The sequence below is a fragment of the Paenibacillus doosanensis genome, from assembly GCF_025060755.1.
GTDB classification, from domain to species: domain Bacteria; phylum Bacillota; class Bacilli; order Paenibacillales; family NBRC-103111; genus Paenibacillus_S; species Paenibacillus_S doosanensis.
The window spans coordinates 212,200-233,617 of record NZ_JANYUY010000002.1; the positions used below are offsets into that span (position 1 = coordinate 212,200).

Here is a 21,418-nt window from a genome sequence, read left to right on the forward strand (position 1 = left end):
CGCCCCTTAAATTCCCCAGGTAAAAAGATAACCTTCTTGTGTAAAATTTACCATATACCATTATTCTATAACAAATTACAGTAGATGCAACCAAGGACCTACATTATATTAGACTGAATCCGAATATTAATTCCTAGACTACCACCGTTTCATTCTCCTCCCGAGACGGTCATCAGCCGTCGCCAAGATTCACCGTTTTAAGATCTCGGTATCTTATAAGTTCTATTGCGGTAAAGAAAGAGCACCGATTCGAATCGAATCGGTGCTCTCTACCTTTACGGAGACGAACCGCGGACAGGCAAATTTACAATGATCTCCCAATCCCACCGCGTAGCCAAATTACTTCAAATGAGCCGGATCAGAGAGCACAAACATCTTGGACTCCAGCGCCGGGCGCTCGGCCAAAACGCCGAAGTCCGACGCAGGCAGCAGGCTCAGCACGGTAACCCAGCCAACAACAGCAAGTTCCGGGGCTTGCTCATCGAATGTCATTCATTCATATCGTCTTATACCCCTTTCGGGAATCCATTCATTTCAGCTTCGGCCGCTTGGCGGCGTATCCTCATAGCAGGAAACGGGTTATTGCAGGTCACGAGGGTAACCCCGCAGCCGAGCGAGTAATACATTTGACGATCGTCATCCGGGCAGTAGGACCAGACGAGCAGGCCCATCTGCCGATAGTCGTCTACCTTTTTCGGGGAAAGCAGCTTCATGCTCATGGCCACTGCCCACATCTTGGAGTAGGTGCCTTTGGGACCCGGTACGAAATTACGCATTTCTTCCTGCGGAAAGCCTTGCGTCTTCAGCCCGTAAGTATCGTGAAGGTAAGCGATAATGCTTGCATCAAAGCAAGTAAATACGCAGCGGGGCAAATAACCGTATTCTTTTAACAACGCAACCGCTTGGTCGGCGGTCTGCACGGCATCGGGACTCGATTTGATTTCCACGTTGAGCAGAACCTCCGGGTACGCCCGAAGGAGCTCCAGAAGCTCCGCGAACGCCGGAATCTTCAGCCCTTCGAAAGAAGGGCCGAACCAGCCTCCCGCATCAAGCCGCTTGAGCTCGGCGAGCGTCAGGTCACCTACCTTGCCCGTACCGTTCGTCGTGCGATCGACGGTTTCATCGTGAATGACCATGACCTTCCCGTCCTTGGAACGGCGCAGGTCGAATTCAATCATGTCGACGCCCGCTTCCAGCGCCTTCTGAAAAGCAAGCAGCGTATTCTCGGGATAATCGCATTTCAGTCCGCGATGCGCCGCCACCACGAGGGAGTCGTCGCTTTGCAATCGTTCTATCATATGCCTGCATTCCTTTCTGGATTCCGCATATAGTAATGTTGCGTAATTACTGCTTCAGAATTCTTTCCGTTTCTTTCTTGAAGTTGTCGAGCGTCGCTTGAATATCCTTGTTGTCATACATGATGGCTTCGATCGCCTTATTGAACTCCTGATTTACCTGCGTCCAGGCTACGTGCTTATTCGTGTCCACGGCGTACTGCAGCTGCTCGTAAGCGACCTTGCGCGCAGGCTCCTTCGCCCACAGGTCCTTGATCTCCTGCGACTCCACCATCTTCTTCGTAAACGGCAAGTAACCGGAGTTAATGACGAACTGCTGCCCGCCCTTCGGATTGGTCATGACCCAGCGCAGGAATTCCCAAGCGGCGTCCTTGCTCTTGGAATCATCCATCATCGCGAGGTTCGCGCCGCCCGTCGGGGTCGCATACACCTGATCCATAGGCATAAACGCCGTCACATATTCGAATTTGGCGTTAGCGCTCAGGCTGCCGATGACCCCGGTCGATTGGAACATCATGCCGATCTTGCCGCTCGTGAACATGTTGTTGACGATATTGCCCGAGTCCTTGGCCGGAGGATAGAACAAGGCTCCTGTGCCCTGTAGGTCCTTCAAATAGCTGAACGTTTTGACGCCTTCGCCGTTCTCGAAACCGATCGAGGTGCCGGCATCGTTGAAGAACTTGCCTTTGGCTTGCGTGATCATCGCTATTGGGTACCACGTGTCGAACGGCATGCTGAGCCCGTACCGCGTATATTCGTTCCCTTCCTTAACGACAAGCGCGTTAGCGACTTTCTTCAGGTCGTCCCATGTTTTCGGAATGGCGAGGCCTTTCTCGTCCAGCATCGCCTTGTTGATATGAAGAATCGGCGTGGAACGGTTAAACGGCAGCGAAACGAGCTTCTTGTCGAAGGTGGAGTGTCCCATCAGGCCGGGAACAAAATCGTCAACGCTCATGCCGGAATTTTTCAAATAAGGATTCATATCCGCCAGTACGTCCGAATCGGCGAACATTTGAATGTAAGCACGCTCGAGCATGGCCACGTCCGGAGCGGTCTTCGCCGCTACCGCCTGCTGCAGCTTGGTTACCATCTCGTCGTAAGAGCCCTGGAAGGTGCCGACGACCTCAATCTTATTCTGCGATTCGTTAAAGCTCTTGATCATCGAATCGAAATATTCGCCGTTTTTGCCGCCGAGGGAATGCCAGAACTGAAGCGTCGTTTTACCGCCGGAGCCGCCGGACGTCGCAGCTGCGGTCGAAGCGTTCGGGGTTGTCGACGATGAACCCGGGGTGCCGCCGCCGGCTTGCTGAGATTGACCGCCGCAGCCGGCCAGAACGCCGGACAGCATAGCTGTAGCCATAAGTACCGTAGAAAGCTTTCTCTTCATTGAAAGTAACCTCCATGTGGGATGATTTTTATTTGGGATGAAAAAATTACTACTTGATACCTGAGTACACGAACGCTTTCACAATTTGCTTGGACGCAAACATATACACGATCAGAATCGGCAGCACGAGCACGACGTTGCCCGCCATAATGACATGCCAGTTAGTGATGCCTTCGGTTTCCCGCAGCATGGCGATCCCCATCGGCAGCGGCCGTACGGCGGACGAATCGGTCATCACGAGCGGCCAGAAATAATCGTTCCAGTGGCTGACGAAGCTGAACAGGGCGATCGTCGCCAGCGCGGGCATCGACATCGGGAGCATGATCCGGGTAATGATTTTGAACTCGCTCGCGTTATCCAGCCGGGCCGACTCGATAATCTCCTGCGGAATTTGCATGAAATATTGGCGCAGCAGGAAGATGCCGAAGGCGTTGGACATGAACGGGATAATTTGCGGCAGCAGCGTTTTGATAACGCCCCAATCCGCCAGCATCAGGTAAACGGGAATGAAGGTCACCTGTCCGGGAATCATGAACGTCAGCAGCACCAGGGAAAAGAAAAACTCCTTACCCGCAAACCGGTACTTCGCAAATGCGTAAGCGGCCGGGATCATCACCACCATCTGCAGGACGATAACCGATACGGTAATAATGACCGAGTTCTGGAAATAGGTCAGGAACGGTCCCGCGCTCATGGCATGAACGAAGTTGATCCACTGCGGCAGCGCCGGAAGAACCGTAGGCGGAAACCTCAGCGTCTCCTCCAGCGTTTGCAGCGAGGTGGAGATCATCCACATAAACGGAAACACGAAGATCAGAAGTACGATCGCTTTTAAAATAAACTGGATCATCAGGCTTACATAGTTCGTGCCGGATGTCGCCTGAGCGGTTGGACTGGCATTCTTGACTTCAGCTGCCACTTGGATGTACGCCCCCCTTTTGTTAAAAGTGGATTTTGGCATCTTACTGGTAGTGCACTTTCTTAGACAACAACCGGAAGTAAACGAAGGTCAGCAGGGCGATGATCGCCATCAGGACAACCCCGGTAGCGGAAGCGTAACCGATACTGTTGGTTCTGAATTCATAAATGTAATAGACGAGCGTTGTCGTTGCGCCGTTCGGGCCGCCTCCGGTCATAATCCTGACGGTATCGAACACCTTGAAGGAGCCGATCGTCATAATAATCAGGATGAAAAAGAGCTGGGGTGAAATCATAGGCAGCGTGATTTTGAAAAACATCTTGGACCTGCTGGCGTTATCGAGCGCGGCCGCCTCATAGATGGTCGGAGGAATGCTCTGCAGCGCCGCCACGATGATTAACGTGTAATAGCCGATATTGTGCCAGACCGATACGATGATGACCGATATCATCGCCGACCGCGAGCTTTGCAGCCACTGGGAAGTCGGCAGGTTGAACGTCTTCAGCATGAAATTCAGCATGCCGTGATTCGGTTCCATCAGCCACATCCAGACCAGGGCGATCGAGACGATCGAGATGATATGCGGCGTGAAGATCCCGGCCTGCACGATGGCGTTGAAGCGGCTGCTCCTGCTCAGCCACACCGCTATGATCAAGGAAATGACGAGCGTCAGCATAACGACGGCCACCGTGTAGACGACCGTATTGCCCAGCGCCTGGTAAAAGTCGTCGCGAGCGAGTACTTGCTTGAAGTTGTCTGCGCCGACAAACTTGCTTTTATCCGGGTTCATCAAATTGTATTTATAGAAGCTCAGCCTGATCAAATAAAACACCGGATAAATGACGAAGATCGCGATGCCCGCCATGGCAGGCAAAATCATCAAATACGGACGGAGCCTCTCCCATAACCGTTTCTTATCCATGGCTTTGCCCTCTAAGATGATTCATGTAGCCGTCATACCGCCAGTCCTCTCGACCTACCCGTCCCTCGTCCACGCCAAAGAAGTAAATTCGGTCCGCCTCCACGCCGACATGCACCGTATCGTCCACCGAGAACGAATCCTCGATGCACTTGATCATAAAGGAATGACAGTCCGTGCGAACTTGATATATCGTTTCGGAGCCAAGCATTTCCCGGGTGATCACCTTGCCGCGGACCGAGAAAAAGCCGCCTTCCCGTGCCGATGACAGCTGCGCGCTCTCCGGCCGGAAGCCGAACTTCGCTCCATCCGCGCCCAGCTCGCCGATGTTCATCGGCGGAACGCCGATAAATTGGGCCGCGAACAAGTTGCTCGGCTGGCGGTAGATGACCTCCGGGGATGCCTCCTGCTGGATGCAGCCGCGGTTCATCAGCACGATGGTGTCCGCCATCGACATGGCCTCTACCTGGTCGTGCGTCACGTATACGAAGGTGGTACCCAGCTTCTTATGCATTTCAATCAGCTCGATGCGCATCTGCACCCGAAGCTTGGCGTCGAGGTTAGACAGCGGCTCGTCCATCAGAAACACCGACGGCTTCTTGACCATCGCCCGGGCCAGCGCGACGCGCTGCCGCTGTCCGCCGGACAAGGTGGAGGGCTTGCGGTCGAGATATTCGCGCAGCCCGACTGTTTCGCTGATGCTTTCGATAAGGCGGGTTCTTTCCTCCTTGCCGACCTTATTGTTCTTTAGGCCGAACTCGATGTTCTCGCGCACGGACATTGTCGGATAAATAGCGTAGTTCTGAAATACCATAGCAACCCCGCGCTGTCCCGGAGCAATGCGCGTCACATCTTTGCCATCGATGAGCACCGCGCCCGCAGTTTGCGGATCGAGCCCAGCGATCATGCGCAGCAGCGTCGTTTTGCCGCAGCCGGACGGCCCGACCAAGACGGTAAATTTGCCGTCGTCAATTTTCAAATTCAAATTTTGTATGATCGTGTTTTGGTCAAATGATTTCGAAACCTGTACCAATTCAATGGAAGCCATGAGCGAACCCCCTTCATTTAGACATACCTCTGTGCCGGATTTATACGGTGTGCACCTTCATGCCCCAGTCTCTAAACGGCTTGAGATCAAATTCCTCCGCTTCTTTGCCCGTGATGAGCGTGTGAAGCGAGCTCTTTGGAGCAATCGTGTGGAGCGACAGTTTCCCTATTTTCGTATGATCCGCAACCACGATGATTTCCCTCGCCGCCTTGATCATGGATTGCTTGGCAGGGACCAGCCGGGCTTCCGGATGCATGAGTCCATACTGCGGATGAAGAGCCGGCGTGCCGATAAATGCTTTCTCCACATGAAGCGAGCCCAGCGTATGTTCGGTAAACATCCCGTTCAACATATAGCTGGACGGGTATAGCTCTCCTCCGGTCAAGATCACCTTCACACGCGGAGCATCCCGAAGCTCCGCGGCAACGTTCATATCGTTGGTAACAACCGTTATATTGGACCGGTGAACAAGATTTTTGGCGATATGCAAAGTCGTTGTTCCGGAATCAATGATGATGTTCTCTCCATCCTCCACCAAGCTCGCGGCCATTTGTCCAATGCGCATTTTCTGATCCAGACATTGTGTCGTTCTTTCGTTAAAAGAAGGCTCGTCGCGAGTCCACTGCTCGATGATGGCCCCTCCATGCGTCCGTTTCAGAGCCCTCCTTTTTACGTAAAACAAAACATCATCTGCATCCTTTTGTTCGTTTTTGTTCATTTCAAGTATATAAACGAATTATCATGCCATGATTAAACGGAAGTTAAGAAACGGTAAAGGCGTTTTTGCCGTGAAGTATGGAAATCAAAAAAAATCCCCGGGAGCTTCTCCCGAGGATCTGTTGTGCGGTTCATCGCGCTTATTATTTGGTTTGCGATTGAACGTATTTATTAATTTCATCTTCGGCTTCGCGAAGCGCCGTATTTACGTCTTTTTCGCCGTCAACATACTGTCTGAAGTGATTCTCCAGAATGCCGGCAGCTTTGGAGTAGTAGATGGATAACCTCGGCGCAGGCGCAGGCTTGCTCTTGAAGATGCCTTCCAGATGTTTTCCTTTCAAAATCGCCATATCCGCACCGTATGCTTGCTGGAATTTCGGATCACTTAGCAGTGAAATACGCCCGGTCTTTTCCGTAGCGATCTCCTGCACTTCGTCCGAAAACAGCACTTCGAGCACTTTCATCGCTTCTTCTTTATGTTGGCTTGTTTTGCTGATCGACATGATGTGCAAGTCGTACATCCCGGCAACATTAGGCTTATCCTTGTAGCTCGGATACTGGACAACATCCCAATTGAACTCGGGAGCTTGCGCGATGTAAGGGAACATATTGACGGTCGCCGTCATGGCAACGGTTTTATCTTTGATAAAGGAGTCATTTGTGCTCGTCCCCCATTTAGGCGGTTTGTTCTCCGGTAAAGCGTATACATCTTTGCCCAATTCAAACAGCTTTTTAAACGTATCATAGTTATCGCTGATAGTTGTTTTATGGGTAGCGGCGTCAACGATGTTTAAGGACAAAGGAAAACTCAGTCTTTGGATGCTTTCCGGGTCCAGTCCGCGATAAGCGACGCCATCTACCGTCCTCGTTAATTTTTTGGACAGCTGAATTACATCTTCCCACGTCATGCCGTCCTGCGGATACTCGACTCCGAATTTATCAAAAATATCCTTATTGTAATAAAGAGCGTTAAACTGCCTGTTATAAGGCAGGCCGTACAGCTTCCCGTCGTCGGAAATGTTTTTGATGGTTTCCAGCGCTTGCTGATCGAACCGGCCCAAGTCAAAACCATCCGCCTTAGCCAAAGGAGTCAGATCCTCGAATACGTCCAGGTCCATTGCCGCGGACATACTGCCGTTCCAGGTTGTGATCAGATCCAATTGGCCTCCTGCGGCCACATGATTTTCCAAATTATTTTTGGTCCTGTCTATCACCTGTACGGTAATATAAGGATATTTTCGATGCAGCGGTTCATTAATCATAAGCTCCAGGTCTTCCGGTGTGATCATTTGGCCCGGGTGCAGCATTAACGTCACAGGCTCGTGATGCTCTTCTGCTTTCTCGTTAGCGGCGGCCGAAGAAGTGCCCGAATCCGAACCGCCTGAACTGCAACCCGCCAATAAGCTAGTGAAAAGAACAACAGATAGTGCAGCTCTCATTTTCAACTTCACTTTCATTTGCTTCAGTCCCTTCATTCAAGATTTATGAATAACCTTAACAAAGTGGATAAAATTGCAGTTAAATTCGAATATTTCCATATATGTATTGCCTTATATAAGTTGAATATTATAATAGTTTTAAATGGACCTCAATGGTAATGAATTATCACAAAAAGGGTAAAAAATTGTAAGGGGATGCGCTATGGGTGTTTACGGTTTTCAATTCAAAGACGGCCCTTCTACGCCATTTGCCGAAATCGTTTATGTAGGCTGGGAAAAGCGGAATGGCAATTACCATTGGGACGGGCTGCATAGGGCGACAAGCAATCAATGCATTTTCCAATATACGCTTGCCGGAAGGGGAGAGATTCGCATCGGAACTCAAACCTATCCGCTCGAACCGAATTCCGCCTTTCTAGTCGTAACGGGAACCGACCACCGATATTACCTTCCGCAAGACAGCGAATTATGGGAATTTATATTTATCACCTTGATGGGGCCGGAAGCTTTGGCGTGCTGGTCCGCGGTCCACAATCATTCGGGTCCCATCGTTCGATTCGCCCCCGACTCACCGGTCATTCGCACACTGGAACACATTTTTCTGGAAGCGAGCAAAAAGTCCATCACCAACGGCTACAAAGCCTCGGGGCTGGCCGCACAGTTTGTTATGGAGGTTTACCAGTCCCTTAAATATAATCAGGCTTCTCCGGATACTTGGCCCGAAGTGGTTGTCACCGCGTTAAAGCTGATTCATGAGAATTACGCAGCCATTAACAGCATCGAGGAGCTGTGCCGGTCGCTTGGCATTTCCAAGTACAAATTTTCGAGATTGTTTCACGCCACATGCGGCATGACCGCCATGCAGTATCTGACCAAAACCCGTATGGAAAAAGCGATGGAGCTGCTCCGCCGCACTAAGCTCAATTTGGGTGAAATTGCACGGCTAACGGGGTACTCGGACGAGAACTACTTTAATAAAGTGTTTCGCAAGTCAACGGGGATAGCGCCGGGGAGATTTCGCTCAAGCAAACAAACGATACGCGTGGATCATATTTCGTTTAATTAGGTGCTGCCTATAATGAAAAAAACTCCCAGTCGGAGTTAATTGTCCAATAACAATTCGATTGTATACTTTACATATCACATCACACCACACTCATCATATAGAGAGGAAACGATACTACGGGGATTCATACGTATTTTCAATCGCTAACCGACTTAGAGCGAATTATCCGTTGTCCGGGTAAATTCAGACAACTACGGGAAGGCAAGGACGATTCCGTAGAAGGAAAAATACTGGAGGTCGCCGATAAGCTCGATCAGATCTATGAGGCCTTTACGGAGCTGCAGTTTGGGAATACCGAAAAAGAATTCGTCGTTATGTATCGCAACGCCCTTATCAAAATAAAGGGGATTAAGCTCCATTGCGTGGACTATTTTCTTCAGCATATTTTGCCTGATATCGTTAACGAAGGATCACGATCCCCAATCGATATTGAAAAGATCACGAACGAAGCCTTAGCCTCCTAGGAGCTCCGGCTTCAGTTCATTTGGAGGTGTTGACATATTCATCTCCTAGTAACAGTATCTTGATAAATTGTACTCCCTCCGAAGTTGCCGCCACATACCTCTGCAGGTGTATCACAGTTTTGATGTCCTCCGAGCAGCGCTCCGTACATTTCTTATGTTAACAAGAACGAGTTTCTACCTCTCCCCTCTATTTCATCCTTATATCCTAGCAACATTCGTAATCTTGTGTTCGGATACTCCATTAACTTCCTGTAATCCCGAGTGCTTCGATTGGGATAATGCAGTAATATTGACTGTAATCGTATCATTTCCCCAATATCATATTTTGTTTTATAAGCCATAAACTTTGACAAAAAATTACTTACTGGAATCTCAGAAAGGGTTTCGTTCCCTTCCCACCTGAATAATTTTATCTGTTTTTGAAATCGATCAGTATTTTCAGATTCGGATAAAAAACGATAAATCAGATCACTCTTTATTAACGAGGCATCTGAACTTTCTGCATAACCTTGCTCCATTAGAAATACGACAATTCCCATAAAAGTATCAATAATTTGTAAGGGCACTGACTCATGAGAAGCTTGCGAACGTACTGATTGAATTGTATATCTTTTATTTCTATAGACAGAATGGGCATTCATTTGCTCTTTAATTTTCGAGTACAACCGCAATACTCTATATTCATCATTTCGATCTACGCTTATTTTTACATCTATATTGTTAGGCAACGATAAATGTCGAGTTACTCCATAGAATAATCTTTCAGGAATTTTTATATAAAACAGATTACGAAGCTCCATCATTGATAAGTTCATTTGTTGGGCAATAGCTTGAGCTTCAGTATTACTTACTACAAGAATATTTATATTTACATCTTGGTTTATTACATGGTTTAATACTTTAAAGTATTTCTTCAAATACTGGTCATGATTATATTCCCTAAAATGAAGTTCGCTTCTTGTGTTTAGAGCTCGATGTATGTCTCTGACTGACCTGGTAATACTGGCTAATATAGTATCAATTCCACCGTATGCACCATAGTAAGAATACTCTTTTCCCGGTTGATCAATTTTATTCGCCTCATCAAAATAAATAAGGAAACTCATCAAGACTTACCCTTACCTTTCCGGCATCCAAATTAATCCGAATAATTTCCGCTTGACTTTTAGCATAATACATAATATCCTATCTGTACAGAAACAATACGGTTTGAGTGTAGTCTTCTCCGCTTCGTTAGCCAGAGCTGACTATACTCAGGAATGACCCTTCTCCGCTTCGTTAGCAGAGCTGGGTTATTTTTATTTTATTCATTTTATTAGTGCTAAATTTCGCAGTACAAATATGATGGATAAGGGTTGCCCACTATTTCCAGATACTCTCCGAATAATAGGTAGACCTTAAATTTGCGTAAAACTTAGTCACCCAGTCCTTTCTTCTCCAAGCATGCTCTCCTATAGAAACGTTCTTAGTTCGCTCTGCTTTTTCAAAAGTTCGCTTCTAACATTATTTATATGAGCTAGTATCTCTTGGGTATTTGAAATATCATCTAACTTAAGCTGTTTGAAATATTCCGTTAAGTTTTTAAGTTTCTGTTGGCATGACGAACTCTCGTTTTTTCCTTCTGAAGTAGTACTAGTTCCTATCCCTAATAAACAGTCTAATAATTCCATTTTATTATCCAGCAAAAATTTCTTCATTTGTTCATCACTAGATTCACGAATAAATCTTTCATTTTTCAAATCTGTAATGCTCACCAATCTGTTTTCTATCTTTTGCAGCATAGTAGACCTGATCATACCGAGACTAAAAGATTCAACCAAGCTCGATTTCTGGTTTGATAATTTTTCCAGCCATCCAATTAATCGATACAAAACCGTTATGTTTAGGGATCCTTTAATAAATCCATCTTCTATTTCATTGTGAGGATAATACTGAAAAATCCTTACTCTTTCGGCAACCCATCTACTACTTCTTCTCATTTTTTTGGCAAGCTCTTCGAAAGAACACTTTTCCCAACTGATCCACATTTCGTAAGTATGCTTAGCCCACTCATAATCCGTCCAGTCCTCTTTTCCGCCTTGAACACTGCCTAAACGCTTTAACTCCTCTTCTTCTGATTTCGGAGCCTCAACCAAAATAATAGGAAGCTCTTTAATCTTTAATTTCTTCGCAGCATGCCACCTCCGATGTCCTGAAAGAATAATATATTTGGAGTCTTTCTCATAACATGTAATACCAGTTTCCCACCCTTTACTTTTAATAATTTGTTGCATTTCAGCAGTCTTTACAGAAATATCCCCCCTTGGATTCTTTGGATTGGGAACGACTTTACTTATATTCGCCCAAATCATTTTAACATTCCCCAAATATACACACCTCAATTTAGATATTATTTTCCAAACTTACTTTCATCTGTTCAATACATACCAACAAGTACTCTATTTCTAACAAAAGCACTTCTGCCTCATCTTTTGTTTTGGCCTGGAACCCTTTGATTTCAGAAATAATTGCAGAAGAATTGATCTCATTATCCTTAATATAGGATAATTTTACTTGGCAATCTTGTAGTTTTCTATTTCTATCTATCAGAAACTCGCGAATAGACTGAGAAGTTGCGCTTGTAACAAATGTATGATCATGTGCTATCTGACTGTTAAAACACCTCGCCTCATACTTTTTCAACATCAACCGTCTTATATAATGCTCACCCAATGATTCCACTAAATCAGGATGATGTTTAGCAAGTCGTTTGATCCAGGCATAAATATAATCCAGCATCGCTATAGAGTACATCCGATTATTAAGCTTATCCTCGATTTCATCCTTCGGATAATACTTGTACACACGAATCCTCGATCCAACAGTCCCCTTCGTAATACCAAGTTCGTTACCAAGATCATCAAAAGACTTCTTTCCAGAAGCAATCCACCTATCATATGTATATTTGACTTGGTCAAACTGGCTCCAGTCCACCTGTCCACATTGTACAGAACCAATACGATCCAGTTCCTCTGCTTCACTTTTTGGAGCCGAAACAATGTATACTGGAATCATTGCTTTCTTTAACTGTACCGCTGCATTCCATCTACGATGTCCTGATAAAATAATGAAATTATTTCCCGACGCATAACAAGTAAGAGGCTCTTCCCAGCCAACGGATTCTATAAGATCTTGCAATTTTTTAGTCTTGATAGTTAAATCTCTTCTTGGATTTTTTGGATTAGGTAACACATGTTCTAAAGGTACCCACCTCAGTTGAGTTCTCGCTTTCCCTTCATCATCCATATCCAATTGATCGAGATTCATTAACCATCCCTCACTTTTATTCAAAATAGCTGTGCAATCATATCCACAATTATTTATTATTTTCTTCAGAATGTTATTTAGAGTATATTTTGATATTTTGCAGTGCCTAATAATATCCCTAGCACTATATCGGTCTATCAACATTTTAACGATATCTTGTTCAATTGCTGATAAACCACTTATCACTTCTACTTGAAATAGAATATCTCGTTCTTCATCAGAGCCAATCAAATCAATTAATTCCAAATTCTCGTGAGCATCAGAGTACGATAATGGTTGATAAAGTGAGGTAACGTTACAATTCCTAATATAATCCAACCCTTGTAGAGCCATATCCAGTGTACAGTTAAGTGTGTTGGAAATATATTCAGGCGTACAATATGCCATATTTCCCTTATAAATTTGAAGGATAATTGAATTTAAATTTCGACTCGGACGTATATGATTCATATTGTATATCATATAATCCTTCATTCTTCCTATTACAAAACTACACGCATAACTCCAGAAGCCGTTGTTATTTTTACTACTGTCAAATCTTTCGCGTGCTTCCAGAAGTCCTATATATCCTTGCTGGACTAACTCCTCTTTCAAATCTTTACTAGCCCTTCGCTGTTTAACAAATTTATGTGCTTTCCTTTCTATATGTTTGGAATAGCGTAAGACTATTTCATCAGATTCTTCTACCTCACGGCAACTAGGTCTTAAAATAGCCCTCATTCCTCTCTCTTGATCTATTGATTTCATTGATTCATTCACTCATCGCCCCCCCTACCTTCCATTCTAATTCGTTGCTTTAGCTAACCCTTCCCTCAATAAAATTGGAATTTTCTGAATTTAGTATACACTTATCTCAAAATTAACTCAATACAAGATAATAAAATTGAAGTATAGTAAAATTCGTGGTATTTTATAGTAGTCAGATATACATCTGTGGATTGAAATAATTTTATTATCTTGTATACATTCAAAGAGCTACCCCGATATATCTATAGTGGGTAGTTTTTTTGATGCATTGAGGTAATTCGTGTAAGATGGTTATTTCATATAAAGGAAGCCTCTGATTTGCTTAAAGCCCTCTGTAAATTTTATCGTTTTCTCCACCGTCGTTGACTTCCCTAGCTTGTTGGTTGTAACGATCGTGAATTTGTTTTCGCCTTCAACTAAATTATTTTTCGAATTGACTGACGTACACCGAGACATTCTGACCGTCAACCGTAACCTTCGTCCCTTCCTCCGCTTTAATGGAGAGGGTGACTTCAGCAGGATTTTCCCCTGTAATAATAGAAGCGGATACTTCCAGCTCTTCCGTAGCCGTTGATACAGCTTGTTTGGTAGATCTGTTTAACAGCACCACGCATTCGGCTCGCGTAATACTTTTAGTCGGACGGAAGGTGCCGTCGCCGAAGCCATTGATCAAACCGCGTTCCGCCGCGGCGCTTACATACATTAACAATCCGGGTGTAATCTCTCCGGCATCCTTAAAAGCATACTGAGCATAATTGGGATTGTCCACATCTTTGTCAGTCAACCCCATCATCCTAATTAACGCAACCGCGATATCCTCACGAGTTGCCGCTTCTTCCGGATGGAAAGTTATCTTACCGCCAAACGGATTAACAAATCCCGTTAAACAGTCTTTGCTTACTTCGATATAAGGATAAGACCATTTTTCCTTTGGGACATCGGAAAAAGTCGGTTCTGAAGGATTAGTTAAAGGCGCGTTGAAGGTTCGAACCACTGCTTGTCCTCTCTTCGAGAAATCCCCCAGCGCTGTGGATGATTAGATTAACATTTCGGCGGCATACGATATCGCTCGTTTTTTAGCTAAATAGTTCATGTCTTAGGCAAAATATGCATTTCCACTACAATGGATGAATCATTATAATGTAGGAATCGAATACAACTCTCAATGGAACGGAATATTTGCTACTCTAAGATGAAGACGGGTGCTGCTCATGAGTTTATTTGTGCGAGAGGCGTCATTTTACAAAAGATTTTTTACACTGACACTTATCATCGGGTTACAAAACATTATTACTTTCGGGGTCAACTTGTCCGACAATTTAATGATCGGAGGTTACAGCGAATCGGCATTATCCGGTATCGCGATAGCCAATCAAATTCAGTTTGTATTGCAAATGCTCGTCATGGGGGTAAGCGAAGGTCTGGTCATCATGGCGTCAAGATACTGGGGGGCCAATGACGTAGGATCGATTAAAAGGATTGCCAGCATAGGAATGCGCCTTTCGATTCTTGTTGGCTTGCTCATGTGGGTTATCGTCTTTTTCTTTCCTCAAAGCTTGCTATCGTTATTTGCAAATGATCAGAGTGTTATTGCCGAGGGAACCAAATTCGTGAAGATTATCTGCTTCTCATATCCATTTTTTTCCGTTACCAGTATACTGCTTGCGACATTGCGAAGTGTGGAGACGGTCAAGATCGGTTTTATTTTGTCCTCGACCACGCTCATCATCAATGTGTGCCTGAATTATGTTTTGATCTACGGACATTTTGGTTTTCCGAGCCTGGGTGTGCAGGGATCGGCCATAGCAACCTTGTCGGCCAGAATGATTGAACTGATTATTGTCTGCGTCTTCGTGAAACGTTATGACCGAAAAATCTATTTGAAACTGCGTGATTTTTTTACAATCGAGATGGGATTGTTTAAACAATACGTCAAACTGGGGTCGCCTATTCTCATGTCCAATTTTATCTGGGGGATTGCCATGGCAACACAAACATCCATATTGGGGCATATGGGTGCGGCAGCGATCGCGGCAAACAGCATTGCAACAACCATCTTCCAGATTGTATCCGTCGTTGTTTTTGCCTCAGCGAGCGCTACTACCATTGTCATCGGTAAAACGATTGGCGAAGGAAATATGGATAAAATCGTATCCTACGCCAAGACGCTGCAGATGTTATATCTCGTCATTGGATTATGTACCGGCGCCGCTTTGTTTGTTACCAAGGATTATGTCCTCGGCTTATATACCATTTCCGGGGAGGCCAAAGACCTTGCCTTGCAGTTCATGACCGTATTATCCGTCACCGTGTGCGGAACAGCCTATCAGATGCCGTCATTAACAGGGATCGTACGCAGCGGAGGGGATACCAAATTTGTTTTATACAATGATACCATCTTCATGTGGCTCATTGTTCTACCGGCTTCGGCACTTTGCAGTTTCGTATTTCATCTTTCACCAGTGGTTACCTTTATTTGCCTAAAATCGGACCAAATCCTGAAATGCTTCGTAGCTATTGTAAAAGTAAATCGATTCAAATGGGTCCGGACGTTCGATCCTTATTCGTCGGACTCGAAGGAAACGGCAGTTTAGTGGCAAGGAGTTCGAAGGCGCGGGTAATTCGCATTTCATCTGGAAATAATGAGATAATCCTTATACAAACATTTTTGTTCTTAAAGGGAGGTTAAAGTGTGATAGAACAAGTGACTGTTATAGCTAACGCATCCTATCCATTGGAAGGGATTTTGACGCTGCCGGATTCCCAGGCCATAAAAGTCCCAGCGGTTGTATTTGTACATGGCTCCGGCCCCTTGGATAAAGACGAAACCATTGGTGCAAATAAACCATTTCGAGACCTCGCAGAAGGCCTTGCCAAAAAAGGAATTGCATCACTGCGGTACGATAAACGTACCTACACCTATGGCAAGCAGATGATACAAGAACTCGGCGGCAGTTTAACCGTCGAAGAAGAGACCATTCAAGATGCGATATTTGCTTCCCGCATGTTAAAAACTGACCCGCGTGTAGACGCTAATCGTGTATTTATGATTGGCCATAGCCTGGGTGGGATGCTCGCTCCCAGAATCGATGCCGAGGGCGGCGATTTTGCCGGACTTGTAATTCTTGCAGGCACGCTTCGGACGCTAGAAGAAGTTATCATTGAGCAAAACGAAGTTTCCTTGAAGCAGCTTGACGAATCCCAACGCGAAATGGCGTCACAGCAGATCCAAGCCCTTAAAGACAAGTTTGATTCCATCACCGGCATGTCTGAAGAGACCGCACAGCAGTCCCTATTGTTCGGCGCCGTCTATGCATGGTATCTTAAAGAAATGCACCAGCATCCAGTTAAAGAGTATCTGTCAAATATTAATAAGCCCGTGTTTGTTTTGCAGGGGGATAAAGATGTCCAGGTTTCAGTTGAAAGAGACTTCAACCAATACCAAGCGATATTAAAAGACCACCCCAATGCCTCATGCAAACTGTACCCCGGGCTGAATCACCTGTTTATGAAAGCGATATATGGCACTTTAAAAGACATATGGGAAGAGTACAATGTTCCTCAAACGGTGGACGAAACTATTATAGAGGATATAGCAAAGTGGATTCAGTCGGTTTAGAATTCATAATGAACCCCTGTCCGAAGATACCGCCACTATTCGAATAAATGTTGTATGCCTAGAGAAAGCGTCATTTGCATGGTATACTGTTCGGTAGTAGTCGTCAGATTACGCATAAAAACCGTCCTTCTTTCAAATGATTGTGTGGTTAGCTTTCATTTTACAGGAAATGACGGTTTTTTTGTGCATCTTTACGAAAAGTCTCAAAGTTCGGTAACAGTTTGGGCATTACTATGACGGATGCCCTGAAGCAGCTTGGCCTTGATGTAGGGGATTCCGTCCCCTTTTACCGTCATATCGGCGAGCTTGACTTGTACAGCCCCATTCTCCGGTGCATATTTCACGCCATTATCGACAAGCAAAATAAGCATCTGCGTGAATTTCACTTCGTCCCACTCAACCATGAGGCCAGTTGGAGCGTCCAACTCGATCGCTAGGTGCTTATTGTCCCCCAACGGCCGGAGATGATCGACCACCTTCCCTACTGCCAATCCGGCATTAAATAACGATCGATTGAGTCCAGTCCGAAGATCCGCTCCTCAGGCTCCTACGGGTGTATGTCACCCGAGCAACTCCAAACTAACATTCCAAAGAGCAACCCAATTAATTCACCAATTGATCCAGACACCACGCCTAATAAAATTATGAACTAATAGAATTGGTATGAAATAAACTACCCAAAAAATGTAGGGTTTTTCCTACAGTACATTACCCTCCCCCTTACTTAGGTAAAAATTATACATATTATCCCATCCGCAATATTAAACAAAAACTATAGACTAAATACATCGAATGTACTTAACTCCTAAAATCTCCTGTATTTCCACAACCCTAATCTGTATTTCAAAGTTTATTGGAGGGGTTCGTGCAACATTCTTTTTAAAGGGTTTTTCGGGAATCGTCTGCACCATCCGTATCGCGTGCACACAAATCCTGGAGCTGGCGGATGACGATCTGCTCAACGGTCTCCGGTGTGTAAAGCTCCGGGCGAAGCATTGCAAGTATCGTCAAGCCTTCGATAAGCGCGGCCAATCTTAGTGTTTCGAGTTGAATGTCCACGGCAGAGGGAAGAAGCTGCGCCTGAGCTAGAATTTCAAGGGCGGCTTTGGTCAGGGAGTGGAATCCGTCCGTGAGTTCGTCTTTTTTAGCCTGCAGCGCCAAACTCGTGAGGGATCGGATGGCGAAGGTCCACCAGACGCTGACGGCAGTTCGTTTTTCCGCATCCATAGGGAGCAGCTGTAACAGAATTTCCCTCGCAGCCTTTATCGGAATATGGCTTATCACCAGCCCCTCTGCTGCTCTCGCAGCTCCTCTTGTCAAATAATAATCCACGATAAATAGCAACAGCTCGTCCTGCGTTGAAAAATAATGCCGCAAGGCGCCGGGCGACAATCCTGCCGCAGTGGCAACGGCGCGGATTGATGCATGCTCGATTCCTTTTTCCTCAATAATCTTCCATGCCGATTCGGCGATTAGTTTTCTTTTTTGTTCGTGGTCCACGATTTTCGGCAACGGTAAACGCTCCCTTGTCTTATTTAACACACTGTGCTATTATAAATAATACAGTGTGTTATTTAGATTTTATTCAGTTATAACGCATCGCAATGATCATGTCAATAGTAGTGAACTTTGGAAACGAATGACGGATTCACCATTGAATTAATGAGAAAGCCTCATTTAGATGTTCAAGAATGTACTAGAAAATTGGTTACAATCCTCGATATATCAACTAATAAGTGATGTGTCGCTTAAGGAGGGGTTAAAAATATTTGACTTTGAGGTACTCTGTTTTAGTTGTAAAAAAACATTCAGAGCATGCGAAGGTTCACTAAAATATAAACAAGCTAAGGAAAGAAAGGTTAAGTTTTTTTGTTGCGAAGAATGCGCTGATAAAATACGCATTGAAGCTATATTGAATTTTATGAGCAAGATAAATCGTATCTAGTTTTTGATTTTCTCAACGATTATCGTCAAATATGCACAAAACGCCTGAAGTTATCTTTTACGTGCTATTTCAGATATGGTATTAAACATCTATCCTAAAGTATAAAACTTTTCCGAAATACACCAATCCAGTTTCATGGACGACCTGAATTAGTTGAGCTAATGACAGAAAAGTTAAGACAGTAACCTCATTTTCTCGGACGGGTACTGGAGGCGAGGGCGTATCGAAATCCCCCATAGCCATGATGCATAAAATAACTCCTTTGAGAGCAAAACCAAGAATACAATCGGGCCATCATTTAGATACTTCGATCGCGTATCCCTTACACATAGTGATTCATATACTGTTTTGAGGAATGACTCATAACAGAGGTGATGCTATTGAAATGGGGCGAAGCCAAAGGGAAATATAAGGCCTTCATTAGTCTGGGGTCCACCTGCCAAACCGCTCATCAGCTACAAAGACTGGGGCTACGCCAATTCGCCGGCCCGCTCGACTGGTTTATCTCTCCGTCCGTTCCGGACTTGGCCAAACTTTTGCAATCCCGTTTCAAGTCCTTTATGGAATGGTCTAATCTCCAGCTTATCAGTGTTATCGATAATCATTATGTCGTTAAAGATACGGTTTATCAAACAGAATCGTATCATGATCTTCCGCTTACGGCACCGTGGGGAGCGCCTTATCCCCAGTTTAAGGAAAAGTTATCCCGCAGGGTGAACCGTTTTTTGAAGGTAATCAACTACGGCCCCATTTGCTTTGTTCGTATTCAAACCTCAAAGGCTGAAGCGCGGCATCTAGAAGCTGCCTTACGCTCAGTGACAAACAAGCCGTTTAGATTATTGATCGTAAATCACCATAATCAGCCAACTAATGATGTGATCCATGAGGACTGGGGACTAAAGAATGTCTGCTCGGTCAAGGTGCCCGCAGGTATGGATTGGAGAGGCTCAGATCGAGCTTGGGATACTATTATGACTGGCTTTTCACTCTAAAATTAATAAGGGCATGTTTTAAGCCGCCGCCTAGGCGCTTCTTTATCGACCAATGGACTTGGTCGCCCAAAAAGCCCCCTTGTAGCTGTGTTTCAACCTCCGCGTAAAATCTTTAAATGAAAAAGAGCACCTCAACAGGTGCTCTCTCACATACCATATAGAGACGAGGGGAGTATCGAAATCCCTATTGAACTTGCTCAGATGTCTACTCGACGATAACAACCCTAGCGGTAGATTTCGATGCCGTGCTCCCTATGCTACGCTCCAGTCCGCGCGGACTGAACTCCTGTCCGAAGATAACGCCACATAGGCTTCTACGGGTGTAGTCACAGTTTTGATGTCACTCGAGCAACGCCCCGTATCCTGCTTTGCGTTCGGTCAGCCTGATTGTTTTCTTTCGTTCGACCCCAGGCGGAGACCGAAGCAGCGTTATCCCACTAAGGTTGACCCCCTATCCCAGCACTGGGAAATGCAATGTAGATCTTGAATCATCTTTCTTCAGAATGTTCATTCAGAATATAAGCGATAGTCTCCAACGAATGCAAACCTTTTGCAATATCTACTATAAACTCCACTGCATATTCCCGTTCCATTCGTAGATGATATCCGTTCAGTATCATGAAAGATTTCGTAACCAGATAGGCTGTCCGCTTATTACCATTATGAAAGCAATGATTTTTCACTAGAGATTCCAGCAAGGCTGCAGCCTTATCAAATAAAGTTGGATAAGCGTCTTCTCCAAAAACACTTTGCTGGGGCCTATGTACCGCAGATTCCAGCAGACCATGATCTTTCACGCCTGCTTGCTCTGCGTCATTCATTTTTTTCATCATAAAATAGTGTGCTGAAATAACCTCTTCTTTGGTCAGAAAGTTTATCATTTCTTTCATCTATCCCTTAAGTCCTCAAGAATACCTTTATCTTCTTCAAATACATCAAAGAAGGCTTCAAGAACTTCAGACCGAACATTATCAGGCAATTGGACTTGTCGGGCTTTTTTCATCACCACTTCACCACGATCATTTTCAATAAATTCGATTTCATCCCCTTGCGCAACATTCAACTTTGCAGCTAAGCTTTTAGGCAAGCTAACTCCCAAGCTATTGCCCATTCTTCCTATTTTGCGGGAATAACGAGTCACATTCTCTTTATCATTTATCACTTTTGACCACACACCATTCATGTTCATTCTCCCTTTCTATTGTATGACAGCACTCAATAAGTTATACCTTATAACAGTAATAACTTTTATAACATATGTACATTTTATCAAATTTCCCTGCAAATATAAAATAAAACATCATCCTCATGCGGATAGTACTCATAATGGCGGAAGCCGAGAGAGAATCGGGTCCCTGTCCGAAGGTAACGCCAATTAGAATTCTACGGGTGTAGTTACGGTTTTAGTTTTGATGCACACCTAGAAAAAGAAAAAGACACCGACATTAAGGGCAGTGCCTCTTTACATTTATGGAGACGAGGGGAGTATCGATATCCCTATTAAACTTACTTTGACGCCCACTCGACAATGACAACCTTAGCGGTAGATTTCGAT

Annotated in this window: 20 protein-coding genes and 1 pseudogene; 5 read left to right on the top strand and 16 right to left on the bottom strand. The window is 45.0% G+C overall.

Annotated elements, in window-relative coordinates:
- Positions 1-339: 339 nt before the first annotated feature.
- From N0M98_RS03425 to N0M98_RS03460, 8 genes are all read right to left on the bottom strand, one after another.
- Complete coding sequence (locus tag N0M98_RS03425; protein WP_249860026.1) at positions 340-492, bottom strand: hypothetical protein; 153 nt, start codon at positions 490-492, stop codon at positions 340-342.
- 14 nt (positions 493-506) lie between these two features.
- A complete protein-coding gene (locus tag N0M98_RS03430) occupies positions 507-1,298 on the bottom strand; it encodes a glycerophosphodiester phosphodiesterase family protein (protein WP_259616958.1) in 792 nt (263 codons plus the stop codon).
- Positions 1,299-1,344: 46 nt separating this feature from the next.
- Entirely contained in the window at positions 1,345-2,682 is a 1,338-nt protein-coding gene (locus N0M98_RS03435) for an ABC transporter substrate-binding protein (protein WP_249860028.1), read from the bottom strand.
- A 49-nt stretch (positions 2,683-2,731) separates the two neighbouring features.
- A complete protein-coding gene (locus N0M98_RS03440; RefSeq protein WP_259617002.1) occupies positions 2,732-3,532 on the bottom strand; it encodes a carbohydrate ABC transporter permease in 801 nt (266 codons plus the stop codon).
- Positions 3,533-3,644: 112 nt separating this feature from the next.
- Complete coding sequence (locus N0M98_RS03445) at positions 3,645-4,523, bottom strand: carbohydrate ABC transporter permease (protein WP_259616959.1); 879 nt, start codon at positions 4,521-4,523, stop codon at positions 3,645-3,647.
- Complete coding sequence (locus N0M98_RS03450) at positions 4,516-5,568, bottom strand: ABC transporter ATP-binding protein (RefSeq protein ID WP_259616960.1); 1,053 nt, start codon at positions 5,566-5,568, stop codon at positions 4,516-4,518. Before N0M98_RS03450 ends, N0M98_RS03445 begins: the two co-directional genes overlap by 8 nt.
- A gap of 40 nt (positions 5,569-5,608) precedes the next feature.
- Complete coding sequence (locus tag N0M98_RS03455; protein ID WP_259616961.1) at positions 5,609-6,250, bottom strand: DeoR/GlpR family DNA-binding transcription regulator; 642 nt, start codon at positions 6,248-6,250, stop codon at positions 5,609-5,611.
- Positions 6,251-6,428: 178 nt separating this feature from the next.
- Positions 6,429-7,742: an ABC transporter substrate-binding protein gene (locus N0M98_RS03460; protein WP_259616962.1), complete on the bottom strand. Its 1,314-nt coding sequence runs from the start codon at positions 7,740-7,742 to the stop codon at positions 6,429-6,431.
- Between the two features lie 184 nt (positions 7,743-7,926).
- On the opposite strand from N0M98_RS03460, the gene N0M98_RS03465 reads away from it, so the two are divergent.
- Together N0M98_RS03465 and N0M98_RS03470 are read left to right on the top strand one after the other, a co-directional pair.
- The gene (locus N0M98_RS03465) at positions 7,927-8,790 is read left to right on the top strand and encodes a helix-turn-helix domain-containing protein (RefSeq protein ID WP_259616963.1); all 864 of its coding nucleotides are present in this window, start codon (positions 7,927-7,929) and stop codon (positions 8,788-8,790) included.
- Between the two features lie 182 nt (positions 8,791-8,972).
- Positions 8,973-9,254 (top strand): annotated as a pseudogene (locus tag N0M98_RS03470) (YfbR-like 5'-deoxynucleotidase); the annotation flags it as partial.
- 152 nt (positions 9,255-9,406) lie between these two features.
- Here N0M98_RS03470 and N0M98_RS03475 read toward each other — a convergent pair.
- From N0M98_RS03475 to N0M98_RS03490, 4 genes are all read right to left on the bottom strand, one after another.
- On the bottom strand, positions 9,407-10,360 hold the full coding sequence (locus N0M98_RS03475) for a DUF3800 domain-containing protein (protein ID WP_259616964.1): 954 nt from the start codon (positions 10,358-10,360) through the stop codon (positions 9,407-9,409).
- A 345-nt stretch (positions 10,361-10,705) separates the two neighbouring features.
- Positions 10,706-11,605 (bottom strand): ParB/RepB/Spo0J family partition protein, encoded by a 900-nt coding sequence (locus tag N0M98_RS03480; RefSeq protein WP_259616965.1) that lies wholly within the window; start codon positions 11,603-11,605, stop codon positions 10,706-10,708.
- 31 nt (positions 11,606-11,636) lie between these two features.
- A complete protein-coding gene (locus tag N0M98_RS03485) occupies positions 11,637-13,319 on the bottom strand; it encodes a sigma-70 family RNA polymerase sigma factor (RefSeq protein ID WP_259616966.1) in 1,683 nt (560 codons plus the stop codon).
- A 409-nt stretch (positions 13,320-13,728) separates the two neighbouring features.
- Complete coding sequence (locus N0M98_RS03490; protein ID WP_259616967.1) at positions 13,729-14,301, bottom strand: S-layer homology domain-containing protein; 573 nt, start codon at positions 14,299-14,301, stop codon at positions 13,729-13,731.
- 217 nt (positions 14,302-14,518) lie between these two features.
- On the opposite strand from N0M98_RS03490, the gene N0M98_RS03495 reads away from it, so the two are divergent.
- On the top strand, positions 14,519-15,901 hold the full coding sequence (locus tag N0M98_RS03495; protein ID WP_259616968.1) for an MATE family efflux transporter: 1,383 nt from the start codon (positions 14,519-14,521) through the stop codon (positions 15,899-15,901).
- 98 nt (positions 15,902-15,999) lie between these two features.
- On the top strand, positions 16,000-16,926 hold the full coding sequence (locus N0M98_RS03500; RefSeq protein ID WP_259616969.1) for an alpha/beta hydrolase family protein: 927 nt from the start codon (positions 16,000-16,002) through the stop codon (positions 16,924-16,926).
- Between the two features lie 203 nt (positions 16,927-17,129).
- On the opposite strand, the gene N0M98_RS03505 is transcribed toward N0M98_RS03500, so the two are convergent.
- Both N0M98_RS03505 and N0M98_RS03510 read right to left on the bottom strand, forming a co-directional pair.
- Positions 17,130-17,402, bottom strand: coding sequence for a hypothetical protein (locus N0M98_RS03505; RefSeq protein WP_259616970.1), 273 nt, complete (start codon positions 17,400-17,402; stop codon positions 17,130-17,132).
- A 403-nt stretch (positions 17,403-17,805) separates the two neighbouring features.
- Positions 17,806-18,438: a TetR/AcrR family transcriptional regulator gene (locus N0M98_RS03510; RefSeq protein ID WP_249860039.1), complete on the bottom strand. Its 633-nt coding sequence runs from the start codon at positions 18,436-18,438 to the stop codon at positions 17,806-17,808.
- An 813-nt stretch (positions 18,439-19,251) separates the two neighbouring features.
- On the opposite strand from N0M98_RS03510, the gene N0M98_RS03520 reads away from it, so the two are divergent.
- Positions 19,252-19,863 carry a DUF1796 family putative cysteine peptidase gene (locus N0M98_RS03520; protein ID WP_259616971.1) on the top strand — a complete coding sequence of 204 codons (612 nt, stop codon included), beginning with the start codon at positions 19,252-19,254 and terminating at the stop codon, positions 19,861-19,863.
- A 488-nt stretch (positions 19,864-20,351) separates the two neighbouring features.
- Here the strand turns inward: N0M98_RS03520 and N0M98_RS03525 are convergent, their stop codons facing one another.
- Both N0M98_RS03525 and N0M98_RS03530 read right to left on the bottom strand, forming a co-directional pair.
- Positions 20,352-20,744 carry a type II toxin-antitoxin system death-on-curing family toxin gene (locus N0M98_RS03525; RefSeq protein WP_249866341.1) on the bottom strand — a complete coding sequence of 131 codons (393 nt, stop codon included), beginning with the start codon at positions 20,742-20,744 and terminating at the stop codon, positions 20,352-20,354.
- A gap of 5 nt (positions 20,745-20,749) precedes the next feature.
- Entirely contained in the window at positions 20,750-21,046 is a 297-nt protein-coding gene (locus N0M98_RS03530; RefSeq protein ID WP_249860041.1) for an AbrB/MazE/SpoVT family DNA-binding domain-containing protein, read from the bottom strand.
- Between the last annotated feature and the right edge of the window lie 372 nt (positions 21,047-21,418).